This is a genomic window from Streptomyces sp. NPDC040610 (genome assembly GCF_055594065.1).
Genome location: NZ_JBVIXA010000003.1, coordinates 82,064 through 100,155 on the forward strand (window position 1 = coordinate 82,064; position 18,092 = coordinate 100,155).

Below are 18,092 nucleotides of genomic sequence, written 5' to 3' on the forward strand. Positions count from 1 at the left end.
ACCACGCGGGCTCTGAGCGCATGCGGGGCTCCGCCCGTGACGACGTGCGCCGGGGTGTCCTGTTTCACGTGAAACAGGACACCCCGGCCGGCTTACGCGAGCCCGCGCCACCCCTCCGGGTCCACCCCACCCGGCACCGGCGCCCCCGCCTCGTACGGCTCACGCGTGAAGACGAACGACGCGAGGTCCAGATGGCTCACCGAGCCGTCCGCCCGCCGTACGGCCTCCAGCCGCTCGCCCGCGAAGTACCCGTCGAGCCCCGTCCACGTCCCGTCCCCGTTGGGCCGGAACCGGGAACCGCGCCCCGCACCCGACAGCGGCCCCACCTCGACCGCGCCGTCACGTGCGAGCCGCAACACGGACACGTTGGTCCCCCAGTACCAGGGCCCGGCCAGCTCAAGGACCGCCGGGTCGACCTCCGGCAGCGGCCGCCACGGCTCGGGAACGCGCGGCTCGGCCTCCGCCACGATCTGCAGGAGTTCCGCGGCCACGAGGGCCACCGGCGGCCCGGACGTGCAGTTGGCGAGGACCACCGCCGCCAGCCCGTCCTTCTCGCTCGTCCACAGCGACGCGACGAACCCGGGAAGCGAGCCCGAGTGACCGGCCAGCGTGTATCCCTTCCCGCCGACCAGATCCATCCCGAGGCCGTACGTCCGCTCCCAGTTCCCGGCCTCCGCGGGCGCCGCCGGTGTCCTCATCTCGCGGACCGAATCCACGCCGAGCACCCGGTCGTCGCCCTGCATCAGGAAGACGCCGAAGCTCGCCAGGTCGGCGGTGGTGGACCACAGCTGTCCGGCCGGTGCCATCAGCCCCAGGTCCTCGGTGGGTTCGGGCAGCATGACGTCCGCCCAGGGGTGCACCGCCCAGCCACCCGCGGCCGGGGCCTGCGGCTGGCCACTGGTGCGGGTCAGGCCGAGCGGCTCCAGGACCTCCCGGCGCAGCACGTCCTCCCACGGCTCGCCCCGCAGCGCCTCCACCAGCGAACCGAGCAGCGTGTAGCCGGGGTTGGAGTAGTGGTGCCGACGTCCGACGGGGTGCTTGAAGGGCTGCTCGCCGAGCACGTCGCTCAACTCGGGGCGCAGCGAGGCCGAGCTGCGCTCCCACCAGACACCCGGCGTCTCCGCCCCCAACCCGCCCGTGTGCCCGAGGAGTTCCGCGATCGTCACCTCGCCCGCGCCGGTGCCCGGCAGATGCTTCTCCAACGGGTCCGAGAGGTCGAGCACGCCCTCGTCGCGCAGGCGCATCACGAGGACCGCGGTGAACGTCTTGGTGATCGATCCAATGCGGTACTGGACGTTCTCGTCCGGCGCGTGGCCGGCCACCGAGGTGCGGGCCCCGGTCCACACCAGCTCACCGTCACGGGCGATCGCGGCGACCAGCGAAGGGGCCCGCCCCTCCGTCTGGGCGGTGGCGATGCGATGCAGCAGGGACCGGCGGGTGCTCGGAAGCAGCTCTTCATGAGTCATGGGGCCAGTCCATACGGGTGGGCGGCGTGCGTCGAGTCAATTCCGGTGCCGCCGCCTGACCTGGCGGGACATGTTTCACGTGAAACACCCCTGTACACGCGCATCTCTGCCCTCGCCCCCCCGTTGGACCCCCGTCCCTCGCCCCGTTCCCTGCCCCATTCCCTGCCGCCCGGCCCTGTGAGCGCCATCTCAGCCCGCGATGTCACAAACCGCCCTGCTCATCCGGTCAATCCTTTGACGCCACCCACCGTTGAAAGGAGAACGTGATGGCAGCGCACATCGTGGTACTGGGTGCGGGCTATGCGGGAGTGGTCGCGGCCAAGATGATCGCCAAGGATCCGTCGACGCGGGTGACCCTGGTGAACGCCGCCGACCGGTTCGCCGAGCGCGTGCGGATGCATCAGATCGCCGTCGGCCAGCAGGTGCGGGAGCGGGCCATCGCCGAGTTGCTCGCGGGAGCGCCCGTGGAGTTCGTCGTCGACCGGGTCGTGTCGATCGACCCCGACCGCCGCGAGGTCGGGCTCGCCGACGGCGCACCCATCCCCTACGACACCTTGGTCTACGCCCTGGGCAGCAGCGCGGACGAGAGCGCCGTGCCGGGAGCCGCGGAGCACGCGTACCCCCTCGCGGTCAGGAACGACGCCGCGCGGCTGCGGGCGAAGCTGGCCGAGGGCGGGTGCGTCACCGTCGTCGGCGGCGGGCTGACCGGGATCGAGGCGGCATCGGAACTGGCCGAGTCACGGCCGGAGTTGAAGGTCCGCCTGGTGACCGGTGGAGCGTTGGGCGCGGCCCTGTCGGAACGCGGGCGGCGGCATCTGCGCCGGGTGTTCGCCCGGCTCGGCGTGGAGGTGCAGGAGCACGCGCGCGTCGCCGAGGTGCGCGCGGACGGGGTTCTGCTCAGCGACGGTCGGCACCTTCCCGCGGACACGGTGGTGTGGACGACGGGTTTCCGGGTCCCGGATGTGGCACGCGCGGCGGGGTTCGCTGTGGACGAGCACGGGCGCATGGTGGTCGACCGGACCCTGCGCTCGGTCTCGCACCCGGACGTGTACGCGATCGGCGACGCCGCCGCGGCGCAGCGGCAGGACGGCCAGGAGCTGCGCATGGCCTGCGCGACCGGCCTCCCCGCGGCGGCCCACGTGGCCCGCACGGTGACCGACCGCCTCGCCGGCCGCACCCCGCGCACCCTGCGCTTCCGCTACGTCAACCAGTGCATCAGCCTGGGCCGACGGGACGCCCTCGTCCAGTACGTACGCGACGACGACAGCCCCCGCGAGCTGGTCCTCACGGGCCGCTTCGCCGCCCTGTACAAGGAGTTCATCGTCCGCGGCGCACTGGCGGCCCAGCGCCACCCGTCCTTGGTGAAGCTCACCCCCCGAGGCAGCGAGTCCGCGTAACCCGCCCCTCCCGCGGAAAACCCCGCCGCCTGCCCCCCTGACGCCCCCGCGGCTCCACAACCTCTCAAGGGCTCACAACCCACCGAGAAAGCCCCGGACCGCCTCGAAGGCCGTCCCCCAACTGTCCGGGTACTCCCGGAAGGCGTCCGCGACGTACCGGGCCGAATCGCCGAGCGCTGCGCCCAGTGCCGCTCGCGGGGGGGCGGTGCGGCCACGGCAGACAGCCCACTGATCCGGCGCGATGACCCGCCAGCGCGGCCCGAGCTCACGCGCCAGCGCGGTGAACGTCCGCCCTTCCCCGAAGTGGCCGTGCAGCGCGAGGAGCGGCTGCCCCTCTCCTCCGAAGTCGAGGCATCACTTCACGCCGTTGTGCGCACGCTTTGCAGCCGCCGTGTAACTCGACGCTCTCCATACCCACCGGGCGGCGAGAGTTTCATGATCGCCCTGGGACATCAGATCATCGAGCACAGGATCGACCGGCCTTCGCATGACCTTCGTACTGCACGCGACGAGCGAAACCCACCCGCGCCGCTCCGCTAACATGATCCGACTCACGACGATCGCCCAGATCGCCCGCGTTCACCGAAATGCACGTCAGCCAGCACGAAGAGTTACCCAATAGCTAGCATCTACCAAATCGGCCAAACAATTGATACCTCACTTGTCGCGGGCGCTCTCGCGAATAAAAAGCAGAATTAATTTCACCGCGTGGCGTCAACCACGGCCGATGCTATGGGCCGCCGCAACTGTGGTGGCCCTCGGGTTCCTCATCGCGCTGGAGATCGCCGCGCGCCATTACGGCCTTCCGGGGCCGATCACCAACCAGGCGCAAGAGGTCATTTTCGCGCCCAGTTCGGGGCCGCTGCTGTACGCCGGCATGGCGTTGATGATGGTGGTCCTCACCTGGCGGGAGCGCTTCATCGCGCTCGGCGTCGCGGTCTGCATCGACATCCCCTTCTTCCTGGGCCGCTTGGCGGTCGACTCCAAGCTGACCTTCGGCAACGGCGCGTTGTGGGTGATGCTCGGCTGCGCGGTCATCGCCCTCACGCGCCGCACCGGCCGGGAACGCACCCTCCTGCTGAAGGGCGTCGGCCTCGGCCTGCTGCTCGTGGCCGGCCGCAAGACCGGTGACGCCTGGCTGCTGATCACGGCGAAGACCCGCCCCACGGTGCTCGACCAGTACGTGGCGACGGCCGACCACGCGCTGGGCAACCCGTCGTGGGTGGTGGGCCGATTGGTCGCGGCCACCGGCCCGACGGGCATCCGTCTGCTCGACTTCGTCTACGTTCAGCTCGCGGTGGCCGCGGTCGTGGTCGCGCTGTACCAGCTGCGCCGCGTGTCCGTGGAGCGCCGCTTCCCGCGTCACCATCTGGTGCGTACGTTTCTGGTCATCGGCCTGCTCGGGCCGGGCATCTACATGATCTTCCCGGTGGTCGGGCCGATCTTCGCCTACGGCACCGGCAGCGAGCACTGGACCAATCCCGACCTGTGGCCCAGCACGCCCCCCACCGCGCAGTGGGCGGTGGCCCATCTGTGGCCGGACACACCACCGTCGATCAGCACCCCGCACCCGATCCCGTTCGACGAGGTCACCCCGCGCAACTGCATGCCCAGCCTGCACACGGCCTGGGCCACGGCGATCTTCATTCATTCCCGAAAGGCCCCGCGAATTCTGCGGTACGCGGGCACTTTCTGGCTTGTCGCCACACTCGGCGCGACGCTGGGATTCGGATACCACTACGGCGTGGATATCGTGGCCGGCGTGGTGTTCACACTCACCATCGAGGCAGGGCTGCGCACACTCGACCGCGGCTGGGACCGCTCAGGAATTCGGTTCACCGCTTATGGCGCGACGGTATTCACCGCGCTCCTGCTGTCGTATCGCTTTCTGCCGGTGGAAATGGCCAGAACCCCGTGGCTGTTCGGCCCTCTTCTGCTGCTGGCAATGGCCTCGGTGATCTACGGCTACGTACGCACCACGAAACTGTGGGAACCGAAGGCCACACTGGTCCGGCAACGCGAACCGGAATCCCAACCGGAACTGGTTTGAGCCACGTGGCATCAGGCGATGGGGTGAAAGCTCCCCGAGCGGGAGCCGAGCCCTACGTCTGTGCCATGTCCACGAAGCGCGAGTAGTGGCCCTGGAAGGCGACCGTGATCGTCGCGGTCGGACCGTTACGGTGCTTGCCCACGATGATGTCGGCCTCGCCCGCGCGCGGTGACTCCTTCTCGTACGCGTCCTCGCGGTGCAGCAGGATCACCATGTCCGCGTCCTGCTCGATGGAGCCGGATTCACGCAGGTCGGAGACCTGGGGCTTCTTGTCGGTGCGCTGCTCGGGGCCACGGTTCAGCTGCGAGAGGGCGATGACCGGCACTTCGAGCTCCTTGGCGAGGAGCTTCAGGTTTCGCGACATGTCCGAGACTTCCTGCTGCCGGCTCTCGGCGCGCTTCGAGCCGCCGGACTGCATCAGCTGCAGATAGTCGATGATCACGAGCTTGATATCGGCGCGCTGCTTGAGGCGGCGGCACTTGGCACGGATCTCCATCATCGACAGGTTCGGGGAGTCGTCGATGTAGAGCGGAGCGGCCGACACCTCGGGCATCCGGCGGGCGAGCCGGGTCCAGTCCTCGTCCGTCATCGTGCCGGAGCGCATGTGGTGCAGCGCCACCCGTGCCTCCGCGGACAGCAGACGCATCGCGATCTCGTTGCGCCCCATTTCGAGGGAGAAGATGACGCTGGGCAGGTTGTGCTTGATGGACGCGGCCCGCGCGAAGTCGAGCGCCAGCGTCGACTTACCCATGGCGGGACGGGCCGCGATGACGACCATCTGGCCGGGGTGCAGGCCGTTGGTGAGCGAGTCGAAGTCGGTGAAGCCCGTCGGCACACCCGTCATCTCGCCGCTGCGCGAGCCGATCGCCTCGATCTCGTCGAGCGCGCCCTCCATGATGTCGCCGAGCGGCAGATAGTCCTCGCTGGTGCGCTGCTCGGTGACGGCGTAGATCTCGGCCTGGGCGCTGTTGACGATCTCGTCCACGTCGCCGTCGGCCGCGTATCCCATCTGTGTGATGCGCGTACCGGCCTCGACCAGGCGGCGCAGCACCGCGCGCTCGTGGACGATCTCCGCGTAGTACTCGGCGTTCGCCGCGGTCGGGACCGTCTGGACGAGCGAGTGGAGGTACGAGGCGCCGCCGACCTTGGTGATCTCACCGCGCTTGGTGAGCTCGGCGGCGACGGTGATGGGGTCGGCGGGCTCGCCCTTGGCATACAGGTCGAGGATCGCGATGAAGATCGTCTCGTGCGCCGGGCGGTAGAAGTCGTGGCCCTTGAGCACCTCGACGACGTCCGCGATGGCGTCCTTCGAGAGGAGCATGCCGCCGAGCACGGACTGCTCCGCGTCGAGGTCCTGCGGCGGGACGCGCTCGAAGGACGTGCCACCGCTGTCCCAGCCGCCCTCCCTGCCCCGCTCGTGCTGCTCCTGGCCGCGTCCGCCGTCGCGGCGCGGGCGGGAGACGGGCAGACGGTCCCCCGGACCGCTGTCGGCCCACGGGTCGTCCAAGGGCTCGGAAATACTCACCGGGCCACCTCCTCCCGTCCGCCACGCGGACCTCGCCGTGCCTCTCTTTCCTACGGCACGACACTGACAAATAAGGGGGCCCAACTCCGGTTCTGACGCGTCGGATTTGCCGGGTTTCCGCGATGGCAGGACGAGGCGGGCGCCGGACCACGGTAGGCCCGCGGGCACCGTCAGCCAATCTGGTTATCCACAGGCGGTGTGGATGACGGGCGTGATGCTGTGGAGAACCCCGCAAAACCTGTGCACGGTCCGGTGGACAGCCCTGTGAACAAGCCCTCAGGACCTTTTCCACACTCGCTCTGACCTGCACCTTTACCGTCCACCGGCTGTGCAGAAGAAAAACTTCCCCAGTCGGCCCAAGATCTTGACGAACCAGGCGCCGCTCGATGCGCACACCCGAGCCAAGTAAGGGTCCTAAGGCAGTTGCATCTCTTACCTGTGGAAGATTAGATTGGTGCTCATGACACAGGCTCCCGCGGCGCCCAAGGCCGCCCGGCGACGGCACGACCGAGAGATCGTCGCCCTCGCCGTCCCCGCCTTCGGCGCACTCGTGGCCGAGCCCCTCTTCCTGATGGCCGACAGCGCCATCGTCGGCCATCTCGGCACCGCACAACTCGCCGGCCTCGGCATCGCCTCCGCGCTCCTGACAACGGCCGTCAGCGTCTTCGTCTTCCTCGCGTACGCCACCACGGCCGCCGTCGCCCGCCGCGTCGGTGCCGGGGATCTGCAGGCCGCGATCCGCCAGGGCATGGACGGCATCTGGCTCGCCCTGCTCCTCGGCGCCGCCGTCATCGCCGTCGCCCTGCCGACCGCCCCCACGCTCGTCGACCTCTTCGGCGCCTCCGAATCGGCCGCCCCGTACGCGGTCACCTACCTGCGCATCTCCATCCTCGGCATACCTGCGATGCTCGTCGTGCTCGCCGCCACTGGCGTGCTGCGCGGCCTTCAAGACACCAGGACGCCGCTGTACGTCGCCGTCGGCGGCTTCGTCGCCAACGGCGCCCTGAACGTGCTCCTGGTCTACGGCTTCGGCTTCGGCATCGCCGGTTCCGCCTGGGGCACCGTCCTGGCCCAGTGCGGCATGGCGGCCATCTACCTCTACGTCGTCGTCCGCGGCGCCAAGCGGCACGGTGCTTCCCTGCGCCCCGACGCGACCGGCATAAGGGCCTGCGCCCAGGCCGGGGTCCCCCTGCTTGCCCGCACGCTCGCCTTGCGCGCCATCGCGCTGATCGCGACAGCCGTGGCGGCACGCCTCGGCGACGCCGACGTGGCGGCCCACCAGATCGTCCTGTCCCTGTGGAGCCTGCTGTCCTTCGCCCTCGACGCCATCGCGATAGCCGGGCAGGCCATCATCGCCCGCTACCTGGGCGCCGACGATCCCCAAGGCGCACGCGATGTCTGCCGCCGCATGGTCCAGTGGGGCGTCGTCTCGGGCGCCGCTCTCGGCCTGCTGGTCGTCGCGGCCCGCCCCGTGTTCGTCCCGCTGTTCTCCGGTGACGCCGCCGTCCAGGACGCAGCGCTGCCCGCGCTGATGGTGATAGCCCTCGCCCAGCCCATCTGCGGCATCGTCTACGTCCTCGACGGCGTCCTGATGGGCGCGGGGGACGGGCCGTACCTGGCCTGGGCCATGCTGGCCACCCTCGCGGTCTTCGCCCCCGTGGCGCTCCTCGTCCCCACCCTCGGCGGCGGCCTGACCGCCCTGTGGGCCGCGATGACGCTCATGATGGGTGTGCGAGCGCTGACCCTGTGGCTGCGGTCGCGCTCCGGCCGCTGGGTCGTCACGGGCGCCACGCACTGAGGTTCCGGGCGCCACCCGCTGAGCCGCAGCGAGCGGCGTACTGAGTCTCCTCGCGTGTCGTGTTTCACGTGAAACACGACACAGGTGGCGCGTGGTCAAGCACGGCAAAGGGGCCGCACCCGTAGGTGCGGCCCCTTCACTCAGTCCTGCGAGCGCATTGCTGCGACTCAGGCAGAGACGACCTCGACGCTGACCTTCGCGGCCACCTCGGGGTGCAGACGCACGGACGTCGCGTGGGCGCCCAGGGTCTTGATCGGCGCGCCGAGCTCGACACGACGCTTGTCGATCTTCGGGCCACCGGCAGCCTCGATCGCCGAAGCGACGTCGGCCGGGGTGACGGAGCCGAAGAGACGACCGGCGTCGCCGGAGCGGACGGCCAGGCGGACCTTGACGGCCTCGAGCTGGGCCTTGATCTCGTTGGCCTGCTCGATGGTCGCGATCTCGTGGATCTTGCGAGCACGACGGATCTGCTCGACGTCCTTCTCGCCACCCTTGGTCCAGCGGATAGCGAACTTCCGCGGGATCAGGTAGTTGCGGGCGTAGCCGTCCTTGACGTCTACGACCTCGCCGGCGGCGCCGAGGCCGGAGACCTCGTGGGTGAGGATGATCTTCATGTTTCGGTCACCCTTCCCTTATCGCGCGGTGGACGTGTAGGGCAGCAGCGCCATCTCACGGCTGTTCTTCACGGCCGTGGCGACGTCACGCTGGTGCTGCGTGCAGTTGCCGGTCACGCGGCGGGCACGGATCTTGCCGCGGTCGGAAATGAACTTCCGCAGCATGTTCGTGTCCTTGTAGTCCACGTACTGGACCTTGTCCTTGCAGAAAGCGCAGACCTTCTTCTTAGGCTTGCGCACAGGCGGCTTCGCCATGGTGTTTCTCCTGTGTGATCAAGAAGTGTGGGTACGACCCGCCTTCTCGCCCTGAGGCCTACGGCCCGAGGCTTAGAAGGGGGGCTCGTCCGAGTAGCCGCCACCGGAGCCGCCGGAGCTTCCGCCCCAGCCGCCACCGCCGCCGCCCTGCTGCTGGCCGCCAGCGGCCGGCGCACCGGTCGCCCAGGGGTCGTCGGCGGGAGCACCGCCGCCACCCTGCTGCTGGCCGCCGCCGGAGCCACCGCCCCAGCCGCCGCCCTGCTGGCCGCCGCCGCCACCGCCGCCGTATCCACCCTGGCCGCCGCGACCGGTGGTCTTGGTGACCTTGGCCGTGGCGTTCTTCAGGCTGGCGCCGACTTCCTCGACGTCCAGCTCGTAGACCGTGCGCTTGATGCCCTCACGGTCCTCGTAGGACCGCTGCTTCAGCCGGCCCTGCACGATGACGCGCATGCCTCGCTGGAGCGACTCGGCGACGTTCTCCGCCGCCTGACGCCAGACCGAGCAGGTCAGGAACAGGCTCTCGCCGTCCTTCCACTCATTGGTCTGCCGGTCGAAGGTGCGGGGGGTGGACGCGACACGGAACTTCGCGACCGCCGCACCGGACGGGGTGAAGCGCAGCTCGGGGTCGTCGACAAGATTGCCGACAACCGTGATGACGGTCTCGCCTGCCATTGGGGGAACCTCTCGGCGGGTTTGCTGCTGGCTGCTTTTACTGCTGCTACTCGGATCCCGAGTGCCGTCGAGCCCAGGGGCTCAACGGTCCTGAGCCAGAGGGCTCAGTGCATCTCGGGGCGGAGGACCTTGGTCCGGAGGACCGACTCGTTCAGGTTCATCTGGCGGTCGAGCTCCTTGACGACCGCAGGCTCGGCCTGCAGGTCGATGACCGAGTAGATGCCCTCGGGCTTCTTCTTGATCTCGTACGAGAGACGACGACGGCCCCAGGTGTCGACCTTCTCGACCTTTCCGTTGCCCTCACGGACGACGGAGAGGAAGTTCTCGATCAGCGGGGAGACAGCGCGCTCCTCGAGATCGGGGTCGAGGATGACCATCACCTCGTAGTGACGCATGTGGAACCCACCTCCTTTGGACTCAGCGGCCACGGTCGTTCCGTGGCAGGAGGGTCGTGATGCGTACGCAACGGTATCGGCCGCCACTGACAATCGGCCCCCGCGGACGGGGGCTCGTGCTGTGGCCTGGGCAGACACCGGTGCAGACGGTACAGACTACCTGCACCTTGCCTTCCGGTTGAAATCCGACGGTGGGCGGGCAGAATCTGTACACATCGGGTGTGTATGGCGCTACGATGCGCCGCCTTCCGCAGGAGGTGCCTCCATGGCACAGGCAATGCGACGTGACACCGCAGGCTCTCTCTTCGCCACCGACGGCAAGCCCCATCCGCTCCAGGACACGCTGCTCGGCGTGACGCTGGTGCTCGGGGCCATCGCCTTCGTGACCGCGATGTTCCACAACCTGCACCTGCTCAGTTCCTGGACCGGTCTGGTCGGGATCTTCACGGGGGCCTACGGCCAGTTCATCTCGGTGACGACCCGCGAGCGGTTCTTCCTGATCGTCGGGCTCGGCGCCTCGGCGGTCGGCTTCTTCCTGGGCATGGCGCACGGCGGCCTCTTCGGGGGACTCTGGTAGCCGGCGAACTCCGGTGAACAGACAGCGGACCTGCCGCTGAGGGACCCCCGCCGCCCCTGGTCGGAGCACGACCGGGGACGAAGGTTCCATACGCCCAGACGGGGCGCTCGCAGGGCGCAGTAGGCTTCGGCGCGAGAGCCGGAGCCCCTGTACCCATGGGGACACACCAGCCCGAGGAGCGCCGCGAATGAGCCTGACCCTGAGGACCATCAGCCGAGAGCAGCATCTGGCGTACATCCAGAGCCTGCCGTCGGCAAGTCATTGCCAGGTCCCCGCATGGGCAGACGTGAAGAGCGAATGGCGCTCGGAGAACCTGGGCTGGTTCGACGACAGGACCGGCCAGCTGGTCGGCGTGGGCCTTGTCCTCTACCGCCAGTTGCCCAAGGTCAAGCGCTATCTCGCGTATCTGCCCGAGGGCCCGGTCATCAACTGGTACGCCCCGAACCTGGACGAGTGGCTCCAGCCGATGCTGGCGCACCTGAAGAAGCAGGGCGCCTTCTCCGTGAAGATGGGCCCGCCGGTCGTCATCCGCCGCTGGGACGCCCCCGCGATCAAGTCCGGCATCCAGAACCCGGACGTGAAGCGGCTGCGCGACGTCGAGCCGACGACCATCGAGCCGCGCGCCTTCGAGGTCTCGGACAAGCTCCGCCGCATGGGCTGGCAGCAGGGCGAGGACGGCGGCGCCGGCTTCGGTGACGTGCAGCCCCGCTATGTGTTCCAGGTGCCGCTGGCCAACCGCGCCCTCGAGGACGTCCTCAAGAACTTCAACCAGCTCTGGCGCCGCAACATCAAGAAGGCCGAGAAGGCCGGTGTCGAGGTCGTCCAGGGCGGCTATCAGGACCTCGCCGAATGGCAGCGCCTGTACGAGATCACCGCGATCCGCGACAAGTTCCGCCCGCGGCCGCTGGGCTACTTCCAGCAGATGTGGCAGACCCTCAACACCGAGGATCCCAACCGCATGCGGCTGTACTTCGCGCGGCACAACGGCGTGAACCTGTCGGCGGCGACGATGCTCGTCGTGGGCGGTCACGTCTGGTACTCCTACGGCGCGTCCGACAACATCGGGCGTGAGGTCAGGCCCTCGAACGCGATGCAGTGGCGGATGCTGCGCGACGCCTACGCGCTCGGCGCCTCCGTCTACGACCTGCGGGGCATCTCCGACTCGCTGGACGAGACGGACCACCTCTTCGGTCTGATCCAGTTCAAGGTCGGCACCGGCGGCGAGGCCGTGGAGTACGTCGGTGAGTGGGACTTCCCGCTGAACAAGCTGCTGCACAAGGCTCTCGACATCTACATGTCGCGTCGCTGATCCCGCACCGCTTCCTTCCGCATTTCCTTCCATACCTCTGTTACACCGCAGACACCAGAAAGGTTCCGGGACCAGCCATGGCGCTCACGCTCTATGTCGACACCGCGCGCTGGCGGGCACACCAGAAGCACATGCTGGAGCAGTTCCCGGGCATCGTCCCGGTCTGCAAGGGCAACGGCTACGGCTTCGGTCACGAGCGGCTCGCGGAAGAGGCCACGCGATTCGGCTCGGACGTGCTCGCCGTCGGCACGACCTACGAGGCCGCCCGGATCAAGGACTGGTTCGGCGGCGACCTGCTGGTCCTGACGCCGTTCCGCCGGGGCGAAGAGCCTGTGCCGCTGCCCGACCGCGTCATCCGCTCCGTGTCGTCGATCGACGGCGTGCACGGCCTCGTGGGCGCCCGCGTCGTCATCGAGGTCATGTCCTCGATGAAGCGGCACGGCGTCAGCGAGCAGGACCTGCCGCTGCTGCACGCGGCCATCGAGGACGTGCGCCTCGAGGGCTTCGCGATCCATCTGCCGCTCGACCGCACCGACGGCTCGGACGCCGTCGAGGAGGTCATCGCCTGGATGGACCGGCTGCGCGCCGCCCGCCTGCCCCTGCACACGATGTTCGTCAGCCACCTGAAGGCCGGTGAACTGGCCCGCCTCCAGCAGCAGTTCCCGCAGACCCGCTTCCGCGCGCGCATCGGTACGCAGCTGTGGCTGGGCGACCACCACGCGACCGAGTACCGGGGCGCCATCCTGGACGTCACGCGCGTCATGAAGGGTGACCGTTTCGGCTACCGCCAGCAGAAGGTCGCCTCCGACGGCTGGCTGGTCGTCGTCGCGGGCGGTACGTCGCACGGCGTCGGCCTGGAGGCCCCCAAGGCACTGCACGGCATGATGCCGCGGGCGAAGGGCGTGGCCCGCGCGGGCCTAGCGACCGTCAACCGCAACCTGTCGCCGTTCGTCTGGGGCGACAAGCAGCGCTGGTTCGCCGAGCCGCCGCACATGCAGGTGTCGCTGCTCTTCGTGCCCTCGGACGCGCCGGAGCCGAAGGTGGGCGAGGAACTGGTGGCCCATCTGCGGCATACGACCACGCAGTTCGACCGGATCGTCGACCGCTGAGCCGTCGCTCCACAGAGATGCCGAAGGGCCGGTACGCATCCTGCGTACCGGCCCTTCGGCTTGCTCAACAGAGTGGGCCCGTTCTCAGCAGGCTGGGCCCGCGACCTCCCCGCACCCACCCTCCCCGCCTTGTTCGCTCAGGGCGAACGGTCGCTTCCGGTCCCCCACTGCACGCACGATCCCGCTCCGTCCGGCGCGGCCTGCCGCGGCGGACGCGCGGCCGGACCGAGCACGAAGACGTCCGGAGCACCGTCCAGGACCCCTCCGGAGGGGTCGTCCTCCCCGGTCCGCCGCACCACGTCCCGCTCCGGCATGAGGATGTCGCGCACGACCACGGCGCACAGGTACAGCGTCCCCAACAGATGGACCGCGATGGCCAGTTGGTAGCCCTCGGTGGGCAGCCCCTTGTGGGCGTCCCCACTCGTCGTGAACGCGAGATATCCCCAGATCCCCAGGAAGTACGCGACCTCGCACGCCTGCCAGATGAGGAAGTCACGCCAGCGGGGGCGGGCCAGCGCGGCGAGCGGAATCAGCCACAGGACGTACTGCGGTGAGTAGACCTTGTTGGTGAGGATGAAGGCGGCGACCACCAGGAAGACCAGCTGTGCAAGGCGTGGGCGGCGCGGCGCGGTCAGGGCGAGGGCGGCCACTCCCAGGCAGCAGAGGATCATCAGGGCGGCCGCGAGCTTGTTCACCGTGTCCGTGGTCAGCGGGTCGTCCATGCGCTGGGAGAGGATCAGCCAGAACGACCCGAAGTCGACCCCGCGCTCCTGGCTGAAGGTGTAGAACTTCGCCCAGCCTTCGCGGATGTGGAAGCCCGCCGAATCATGGCTGATCATCACCGGCAGGTTCACCGCGAGCCAGGCGCCCACCGCACTCCCGGCGGTGAGCCAGAAGGCCCGCCAGCGCCCGGCCCGCCAGCACAGCACGAGCAGCGGCCCGAGGAGCAGCGCCGGATAGAGCTTGGCGGCCGCCGCGAGGCCGATGAGGATGCCCGCGGGCACGGCCCTCCCACGCGACCACATCAGCATCGCCAGGGCCGTCAGAGCGACCGCGAATAGATCCCAGTTGATGGTGGCCGTCAGGGCGAAAGCGGGGGCCAGGGCGACGAGCAGGGCGTCCCAGGGCCGACGCCGGTGGATGCGGGTCACACAGACCGCGATGATGACCGTGCAGATCATCAGCATCCCGGCATTGACCATCCAGTAGACCTTCTCCTGGTGCTGGATGGATCCGCTGCCCGGCGTCAGCCAGGCGGCCACCTGCATGAACAGACCGGTCAGCACCGGGTACTCGAGGTACTCCATGCCGACGTCGGCAGGCAGCTTGTCGAAGTACGGCACCAGTCCGTCGGCGAAGCCGCGCCCCTGGTAGAGGTGGGGGATGTCGGAGTAGCAGGCATGCGTGTACTGCGAGCTCGCGCCGACGAACCAGGCGCCGTTGTAGCAGGGCATCTTCTGCACCATGCCGAGTGCGAACATGCCGATCGCGACCAGCGCGATGACGCGTACGGGGGTCAGCCAGGCCACCGCCAGGACGGCTCTGCGGCCGATCGGTCCGCCGATCAGCTCGCTGCCGGCGGTGGCGACCTCATCCTGTTTCGTGGGGAGCACAGGCTGCGGCGCCTGCTCTGGTACGGACTGATGCGCGCGTGTGGGGGGCGTCTTCTCTGCGCTGGGCATGGCGCACATCCTGCCGTACAGCTCTGAGAACTCCGGCTGTACGTGCCCGAGAACCCCCCGTACCGCCGGCGGACGGCTGAATGCCCGGCTCGAAGCCCTACTGGTGGGCCCTGCGACGACACGACAAGGCCGCCGCACCCTGACGGGATGCGGCGGCCTTGTTTCACGTGAAACATACCGTTTCCGTGGATCACGCCGTTTCACGTGAAACGTACGCGAGACTCGGCTCAGCCGGTCGGGCCGGCCCAGAGCCCTCCTTCGTTGTCGTTGCCGTTGTTGCCGCCGTTTTCATTGCCACCGTTCGGCTCGCCGGTCGGTGGTGGTGACTCACCGCCGGGACCACCGTTGACGCCGCCGTCCTCAGAACCGCCGTCCGTCACACCACCGTCGTCCTCACACCTGGGGTCCCAGGGCTTGCAGGACTCGGTCGGGTCGGGGGACTCGGACGGCTTGGGGGGCTTGGACGACTTGGTCTCGGACGGGGTCGGCGACGGGGAGTCGCTCGGCTCGGGCTCCTCGGTCGGCGTCGGGGAGGGCGGCGGGACGTCTCCGACGATCTCGCCGATCGGGCCCGGCGCCGGGAAGAGTTCAGCGCGCTTCCCCTTGAGGGCCTCCTCCATGTAGTCCTGCCAGATCTGCGCGGGGAAGGAGGCACCGTGGATCTTCTTCTCGCCGCCCGTGCCGAACATCTCCAGGAACTCGCGCTTGCTGTTGTTCTCGTCGTCGTCGAGGCGGTACATGCTGATCGCCGTCGACAACTGCGGGGTGTAGCCGACGAACCAGGCGGACTTGTTGCCGTCGGTCGTACCGGTCTTGCCCGCCACCTGACGGCCGGGCAGCTTGGCCGAGGTGCCGGTGCCCTTCTCGACAACGGTCCGCAGCACGTCGGTGACGTTGTTCGCCACCTCAGGGCTGAAGGGGCTCTTGACCTCGGTTTCGTGCTGGTAGACCGTATCGCCCTCCTTCTTGACCTCCTTCACCGAGAACGGATCCCGCTGCTTGCCCTGGTCGGCGAACGTGGCGTACGCCCCGGCCATGCGGATCGCGCTCGGTGAGGAGGTGCCGAGGGAGAAGGACGGGTAGGTGGCGCCCGCCATGGACTTGTCGTCCTTGAGGCCGGCGTCCATGGCCGCCGCCTTCACCTTGTCGAGTCCGACGTCCATGCCGAGCTGGACATAGGCGGAGTTGACCGACTCCCGCATGGCCTCGCGGAGGTCGATCCTGTAGCTCGGCGGGTTGTACGACTGCTGACCGTCATTGGTCTGCAGCCACTCCTTGCCGTCCTTGTCCTGCCAGACCGTGCCGTCATAGTTCTTGATCTTGAGCTTGTTCTTGCCGCTGAACTTGCTCTTCGGGTTGACGATGGTGCGCGTGCCGTCGCTCTGGATCTCCCCACCGCTCTTGGAGCGGACGCCGTTCTTGAAGGCCGCCGCCAGCACGAAGGGCTTGTACGTCGAGCCGACCTGAGCACCGGTCGTGTCCGCGTTGTTGGTGAAGTGCTTCGTCGCGTCCTCACCGCCGTAGATGGCCTCGATCGCCCCGTTGTTGGGGTTGACCGACGCGCCACCGAACTGGACGTGCGTGTCCTTGTCCGGGCGCAGCTTCGGCTTGATCTTGGCCTTGCGGACCTTCTCGACCGCGTCCTCGAGCTGATCGACCTTCTTCTTGTCGAAGGTCGTGTGGATCTCGTAGCCGCCCTGTTCGAGCTGCCCGGCGGTGATCTTGCCGTCGCTGTTGTTGATGACGTACGCCTTGGCGAGCGAGACCAGGTAGCCGATCTGGCCGCTCAGCTTGACGTTCGAGCGCGGGCTCTCCAACTTCGGGAACTTCGTGTACTTGTTGCGGACCTCGGCGCTGAGGCGGCCGTCCTTGACCTCCTCGTCGAGGATCCACTTCCAGCGCTTCTTGGCACGCTCCGTGTTCGCGTCACGGCTGGCCGCGGGGTCGATCTCGGGGTAACCGGCCGGGTCGTAGTACGTGGCGCCCTTGAGCACGGTCGCGAGGAGGGCGCACTGGCTCGGGTTCAGGTCCTCCGCGTCCTCGCCGAAGTAGGCGCGGGCGGCGGCCTGGATGCCGTAGGCGTTGCGGCCGTAGTAGGCGGTGTTCAGATAGCCCGCCATGATGTCTTCCTTGCTCACCTCCCGGCCGACCTTTATGGAGATGAACAGTTCCTTGAACTTACGCGTGAACGTCTGTGACTGGTCGTCGAGGCGGGCGTTCTTCACGTACTGCTGCGTGATGGTCGAGCCGCCCTGGGTCTGACCGCCCTTGGCCATGTTGACGACGGCCCGGGCGATGCCCATGGGGTCGACGCCCTTGTCCTTGTTGAAGGTCTTGTTCTCCGCCGAGATGACGGCGTTGCGCATGGCCCTCGGGATGTCCGCGTACTTGATGATCTGCCGGTTGGTCTCACCGCCGGTCGCGACCATCTGCGAGCCGTCGGCCCAGTAGTAGACGTTGTTCTGGGCCTTGGCCGCCTTGGCGACCTCCGGGACCTCGACGAGGGCGTACGCAATGCCGATGACCGCGAGCATGCTGCCGAGGAACCCGATGAACAGGCCGGTGACGAGCCGCCACGACGGCAGCCAGCGCCCCGCCCCGGACTTGCCCGCGCGCGGGTAGTCGATGAAGCGCTTCTTGGCAGGCTCGTGGCCACGCCCTCTGCCCCGCCCCCGGCCGGCGTTCTCGGCGGCCCTGCGACGGCCGCCACCACCCCCGACAGAACCGTTGCGGGCCGCGCGCCGGGCCTCGGCGCGACCGCCGTAGGGCCGCTCCTCGCCTCCGGGGGCCCCCGGCCCGTACGACGGCGGGGCTGACGGCGATGACGGCGATCCAGTGGCGCCACGCGGTGCTGCACGACGGCCCGACGGCGCTCCGGACGCGCCAGATGCGCCACGCCTGGCCGCGGCGCGTCCGCCGCCCTGCGGCTGCGGCGGTTTGCGACGGTGCTCGCTCATCGAACGACTACTCCTCGGGCAGGCGCGGGTCTCCGCGCCTGGAAACGGCGGCTGGTTTCCGGTCCCCCCGATGTACGGATGCGTCCGTTCCGGCACTCATCCGCACTGCACCGGGGACAGCGACGCCACCTCGCGTCACTTGGTTCCCGGCGGTATGCATGGCGCACAGACTACGCACCGTCAAAACCCTCTTAGGACCGAAGTTCACCCCAAAACAGGCAAGTTACTTCCTACGAATCGGTGATGTGATGCCGTTCACCGTGCCCCCTCTTGTCGCAGGCGGCAC

The 18,092-nt window shown here is 68.7% G+C and carries 14 protein-coding genes; 6 read left to right on the forward strand and 8 right to left on the reverse strand.

Annotated features, from left to right (window positions below; translation table 11 throughout):
• Positions 1-92: 92 nt before the first annotated feature.
• Positions 93-1,466, reverse strand: coding sequence for a serine hydrolase domain-containing protein (locus ACZ6AA_RS13000; RefSeq protein ID WP_468453849.1), 1,374 nt, complete (start codon positions 1,464-1,466; stop codon positions 93-95).
• Positions 1,467-1,732: 266 nt separating this feature from the next.
• Between ACZ6AA_RS13000 and ACZ6AA_RS13005 the strand changes: the two genes are divergently transcribed.
• Together ACZ6AA_RS13005 and ACZ6AA_RS13010 are read left to right on the forward strand one after the other, a co-directional pair.
• Positions 1,733-2,863, forward strand: a complete 1,131-nt coding sequence (locus ACZ6AA_RS13005) for an NAD(P)/FAD-dependent oxidoreductase (protein ID WP_471457964.1) — start codon at positions 1,733-1,735, stop codon at positions 2,861-2,863.
• Between the two features lie 727 nt (positions 2,864-3,590).
• Positions 3,591-4,913: a phosphatase PAP2 family protein gene (locus ACZ6AA_RS13010; RefSeq protein WP_468481461.1), complete on the forward strand. Its 1,323-nt coding sequence runs from the start codon at positions 3,591-3,593 to the stop codon at positions 4,911-4,913.
• Between the two features lie 52 nt (positions 4,914-4,965).
• Here ACZ6AA_RS13010 and dnaB read toward each other — a convergent pair whose 3' ends face one another.
• Positions 4,966-6,438: a replicative DNA helicase gene (gene dnaB / locus ACZ6AA_RS13015; RefSeq protein ID WP_030357789.1), complete on the reverse strand. Its 1,473-nt coding sequence runs from the start codon at positions 6,436-6,438 to the stop codon at positions 4,966-4,968.
• 460 nt (positions 6,439-6,898) lie between these two features.
• On the opposite strand from dnaB, the gene ACZ6AA_RS13020 reads away from it, so the two are divergent.
• On the forward strand, positions 6,899-8,236 hold the full coding sequence (locus ACZ6AA_RS13020; protein ID WP_471457966.1) for an MATE family efflux transporter: 1,338 nt from the start codon (positions 6,899-6,901) through the stop codon (positions 8,234-8,236).
• 167 nt (positions 8,237-8,403) lie between these two features.
• Here ACZ6AA_RS13020 and rplI read toward each other — a convergent pair whose 3' ends face one another.
• From rplI to rpsF, 4 genes are all read right to left on the reverse strand, one after another.
• A complete protein-coding gene (rplI, locus tag ACZ6AA_RS13025) occupies positions 8,404-8,850 on the reverse strand; it encodes a 50S ribosomal protein L9 (RefSeq protein WP_468453857.1) in 447 nt (148 codons plus the stop codon).
• An 18-nt stretch (positions 8,851-8,868) separates the two neighbouring features.
• Positions 8,869-9,105: a 30S ribosomal protein S18 gene (gene rpsR / locus ACZ6AA_RS13030; RefSeq protein WP_006381652.1), complete on the reverse strand. Its 237-nt coding sequence runs from the start codon at positions 9,103-9,105 to the stop codon at positions 8,869-8,871.
• Between the two features lie 72 nt (positions 9,106-9,177).
• On the reverse strand, positions 9,178-9,777 hold the full coding sequence (locus ACZ6AA_RS13035) for a single-stranded DNA-binding protein (RefSeq protein WP_471457968.1): 600 nt from the start codon (positions 9,775-9,777) through the stop codon (positions 9,178-9,180).
• A gap of 104 nt (positions 9,778-9,881) precedes the next feature.
• Positions 9,882-10,172: a 30S ribosomal protein S6 gene (gene rpsF, locus ACZ6AA_RS13040; protein WP_016644628.1), complete on the reverse strand. Its 291-nt coding sequence runs from the start codon at positions 10,170-10,172 to the stop codon at positions 9,882-9,884.
• 265 nt (positions 10,173-10,437) lie between these two features.
• On the opposite strand from rpsF, the gene ACZ6AA_RS13045 reads away from it, so the two are divergent.
• From ACZ6AA_RS13045 to ACZ6AA_RS13055, 3 genes are all read left to right on the forward strand, one after another.
• Entirely contained in the window at positions 10,438-10,749 is a 312-nt protein-coding gene (locus tag ACZ6AA_RS13045; RefSeq protein ID WP_030357785.1) for a hypothetical protein, read from the forward strand.
• A 187-nt stretch (positions 10,750-10,936) separates the two neighbouring features.
• Positions 10,937-12,058 carry a lipid II:glycine glycyltransferase FemX gene (locus tag ACZ6AA_RS13050; protein WP_030357784.1) on the forward strand — a complete coding sequence of 374 codons (1,122 nt, stop codon included), beginning with the start codon at positions 10,937-10,939 and terminating at the stop codon, positions 12,056-12,058.
• Between the two features lie 77 nt (positions 12,059-12,135).
• Positions 12,136-13,167, forward strand: a complete 1,032-nt coding sequence (locus tag ACZ6AA_RS13055) for an alanine racemase (RefSeq protein WP_030357783.1) — start codon at positions 12,136-12,138, stop codon at positions 13,165-13,167.
• Between the two features lie 137 nt (positions 13,168-13,304).
• On the opposite strand, the gene ACZ6AA_RS13060 is transcribed toward ACZ6AA_RS13055, so the two are convergent.
• Both ACZ6AA_RS13060 and ACZ6AA_RS13065 read right to left on the reverse strand, forming a co-directional pair.
• On the reverse strand, positions 13,305-14,849 hold the full coding sequence (locus ACZ6AA_RS13060) for a glycosyltransferase family 87 protein (RefSeq protein ID WP_468453862.1): 1,545 nt from the start codon (positions 14,847-14,849) through the stop codon (positions 13,305-13,307).
• Positions 14,850-15,076: 227 nt separating this feature from the next.
• A complete protein-coding gene (locus ACZ6AA_RS13065) occupies positions 15,077-17,806 on the reverse strand; it encodes a transglycosylase domain-containing protein (RefSeq protein WP_471457971.1) in 2,730 nt (909 codons plus the stop codon).
• Between the last annotated feature and the right edge of the window lie 286 nt (positions 17,807-18,092).

Coding starts and splice junctions, on each gene's coding strand:
- ACZ6AA_RS13000 (WP_468453849.1), bottom strand. CDS start 1,466: ATGACTCATGAAGAGCTGCTTCCGAGCACCCGCCGGTCCCTGCTGCAT.
- ACZ6AA_RS13005 (WP_471457964.1), top strand. CDS start 1,733: ATGGCAGCGCACATCGTGGTACTGGGTGCGGGCTATGCGGGAGTGGTC.
- ACZ6AA_RS13010 (WP_468481461.1), top strand. CDS start 3,591: ATGCTATGGGCCGCCGCAACTGTGGTGGCCCTCGGGTTCCTCATCGCG.
- ACZ6AA_RS13020 (WP_471457966.1), top strand. CDS start 6,899: ATGACACAGGCTCCCGCGGCGCCCAAGGCCGCCCGGCGACGGCACGAC.
- rplI (WP_468453857.1), bottom strand. CDS start 8,850: ATGAAGATCATCCTCACCCACGAGGTCTCCGGCCTCGGCGCCGCCGGC.
- rpsR (WP_006381652.1), bottom strand. CDS start 9,105: ATGGCGAAGCCGCCTGTGCGCAAGCCTAAGAAGAAGGTCTGCGCTTTC.
- ACZ6AA_RS13035 (WP_471457968.1), bottom strand. CDS start 9,777: ATGGCAGGCGAGACCGTCATCACGGTTGTCGGCAATCTTGTCGACGAC.
- rpsF (WP_016644628.1), bottom strand. CDS start 10,172: ATGCGTCACTACGAGGTGATGGTCATCCTCGACCCCGATCTCGAGGAG.
- ACZ6AA_RS13045 (WP_030357785.1), top strand. CDS start 10,438: ATGGCACAGGCAATGCGACGTGACACCGCAGGCTCTCTCTTCGCCACC.
- ACZ6AA_RS13050 (WP_030357784.1), top strand. CDS start 10,937: ATGAGCCTGACCCTGAGGACCATCAGCCGAGAGCAGCATCTGGCGTAC.
- ACZ6AA_RS13055 (WP_030357783.1), top strand. CDS start 12,136: ATGGCGCTCACGCTCTATGTCGACACCGCGCGCTGGCGGGCACACCAG.
- ACZ6AA_RS13060 (WP_468453862.1), bottom strand. CDS start 14,849: ATGCCCAGCGCAGAGAAGACGCCCCCCACACGCGCGCATCAGTCCGTA.
- ACZ6AA_RS13065 (WP_471457971.1), bottom strand. CDS start 17,806: ATGAGCGAGCACCGTCGCAAACCGCCGCAGCCGCAGGGCGGCGGACGC.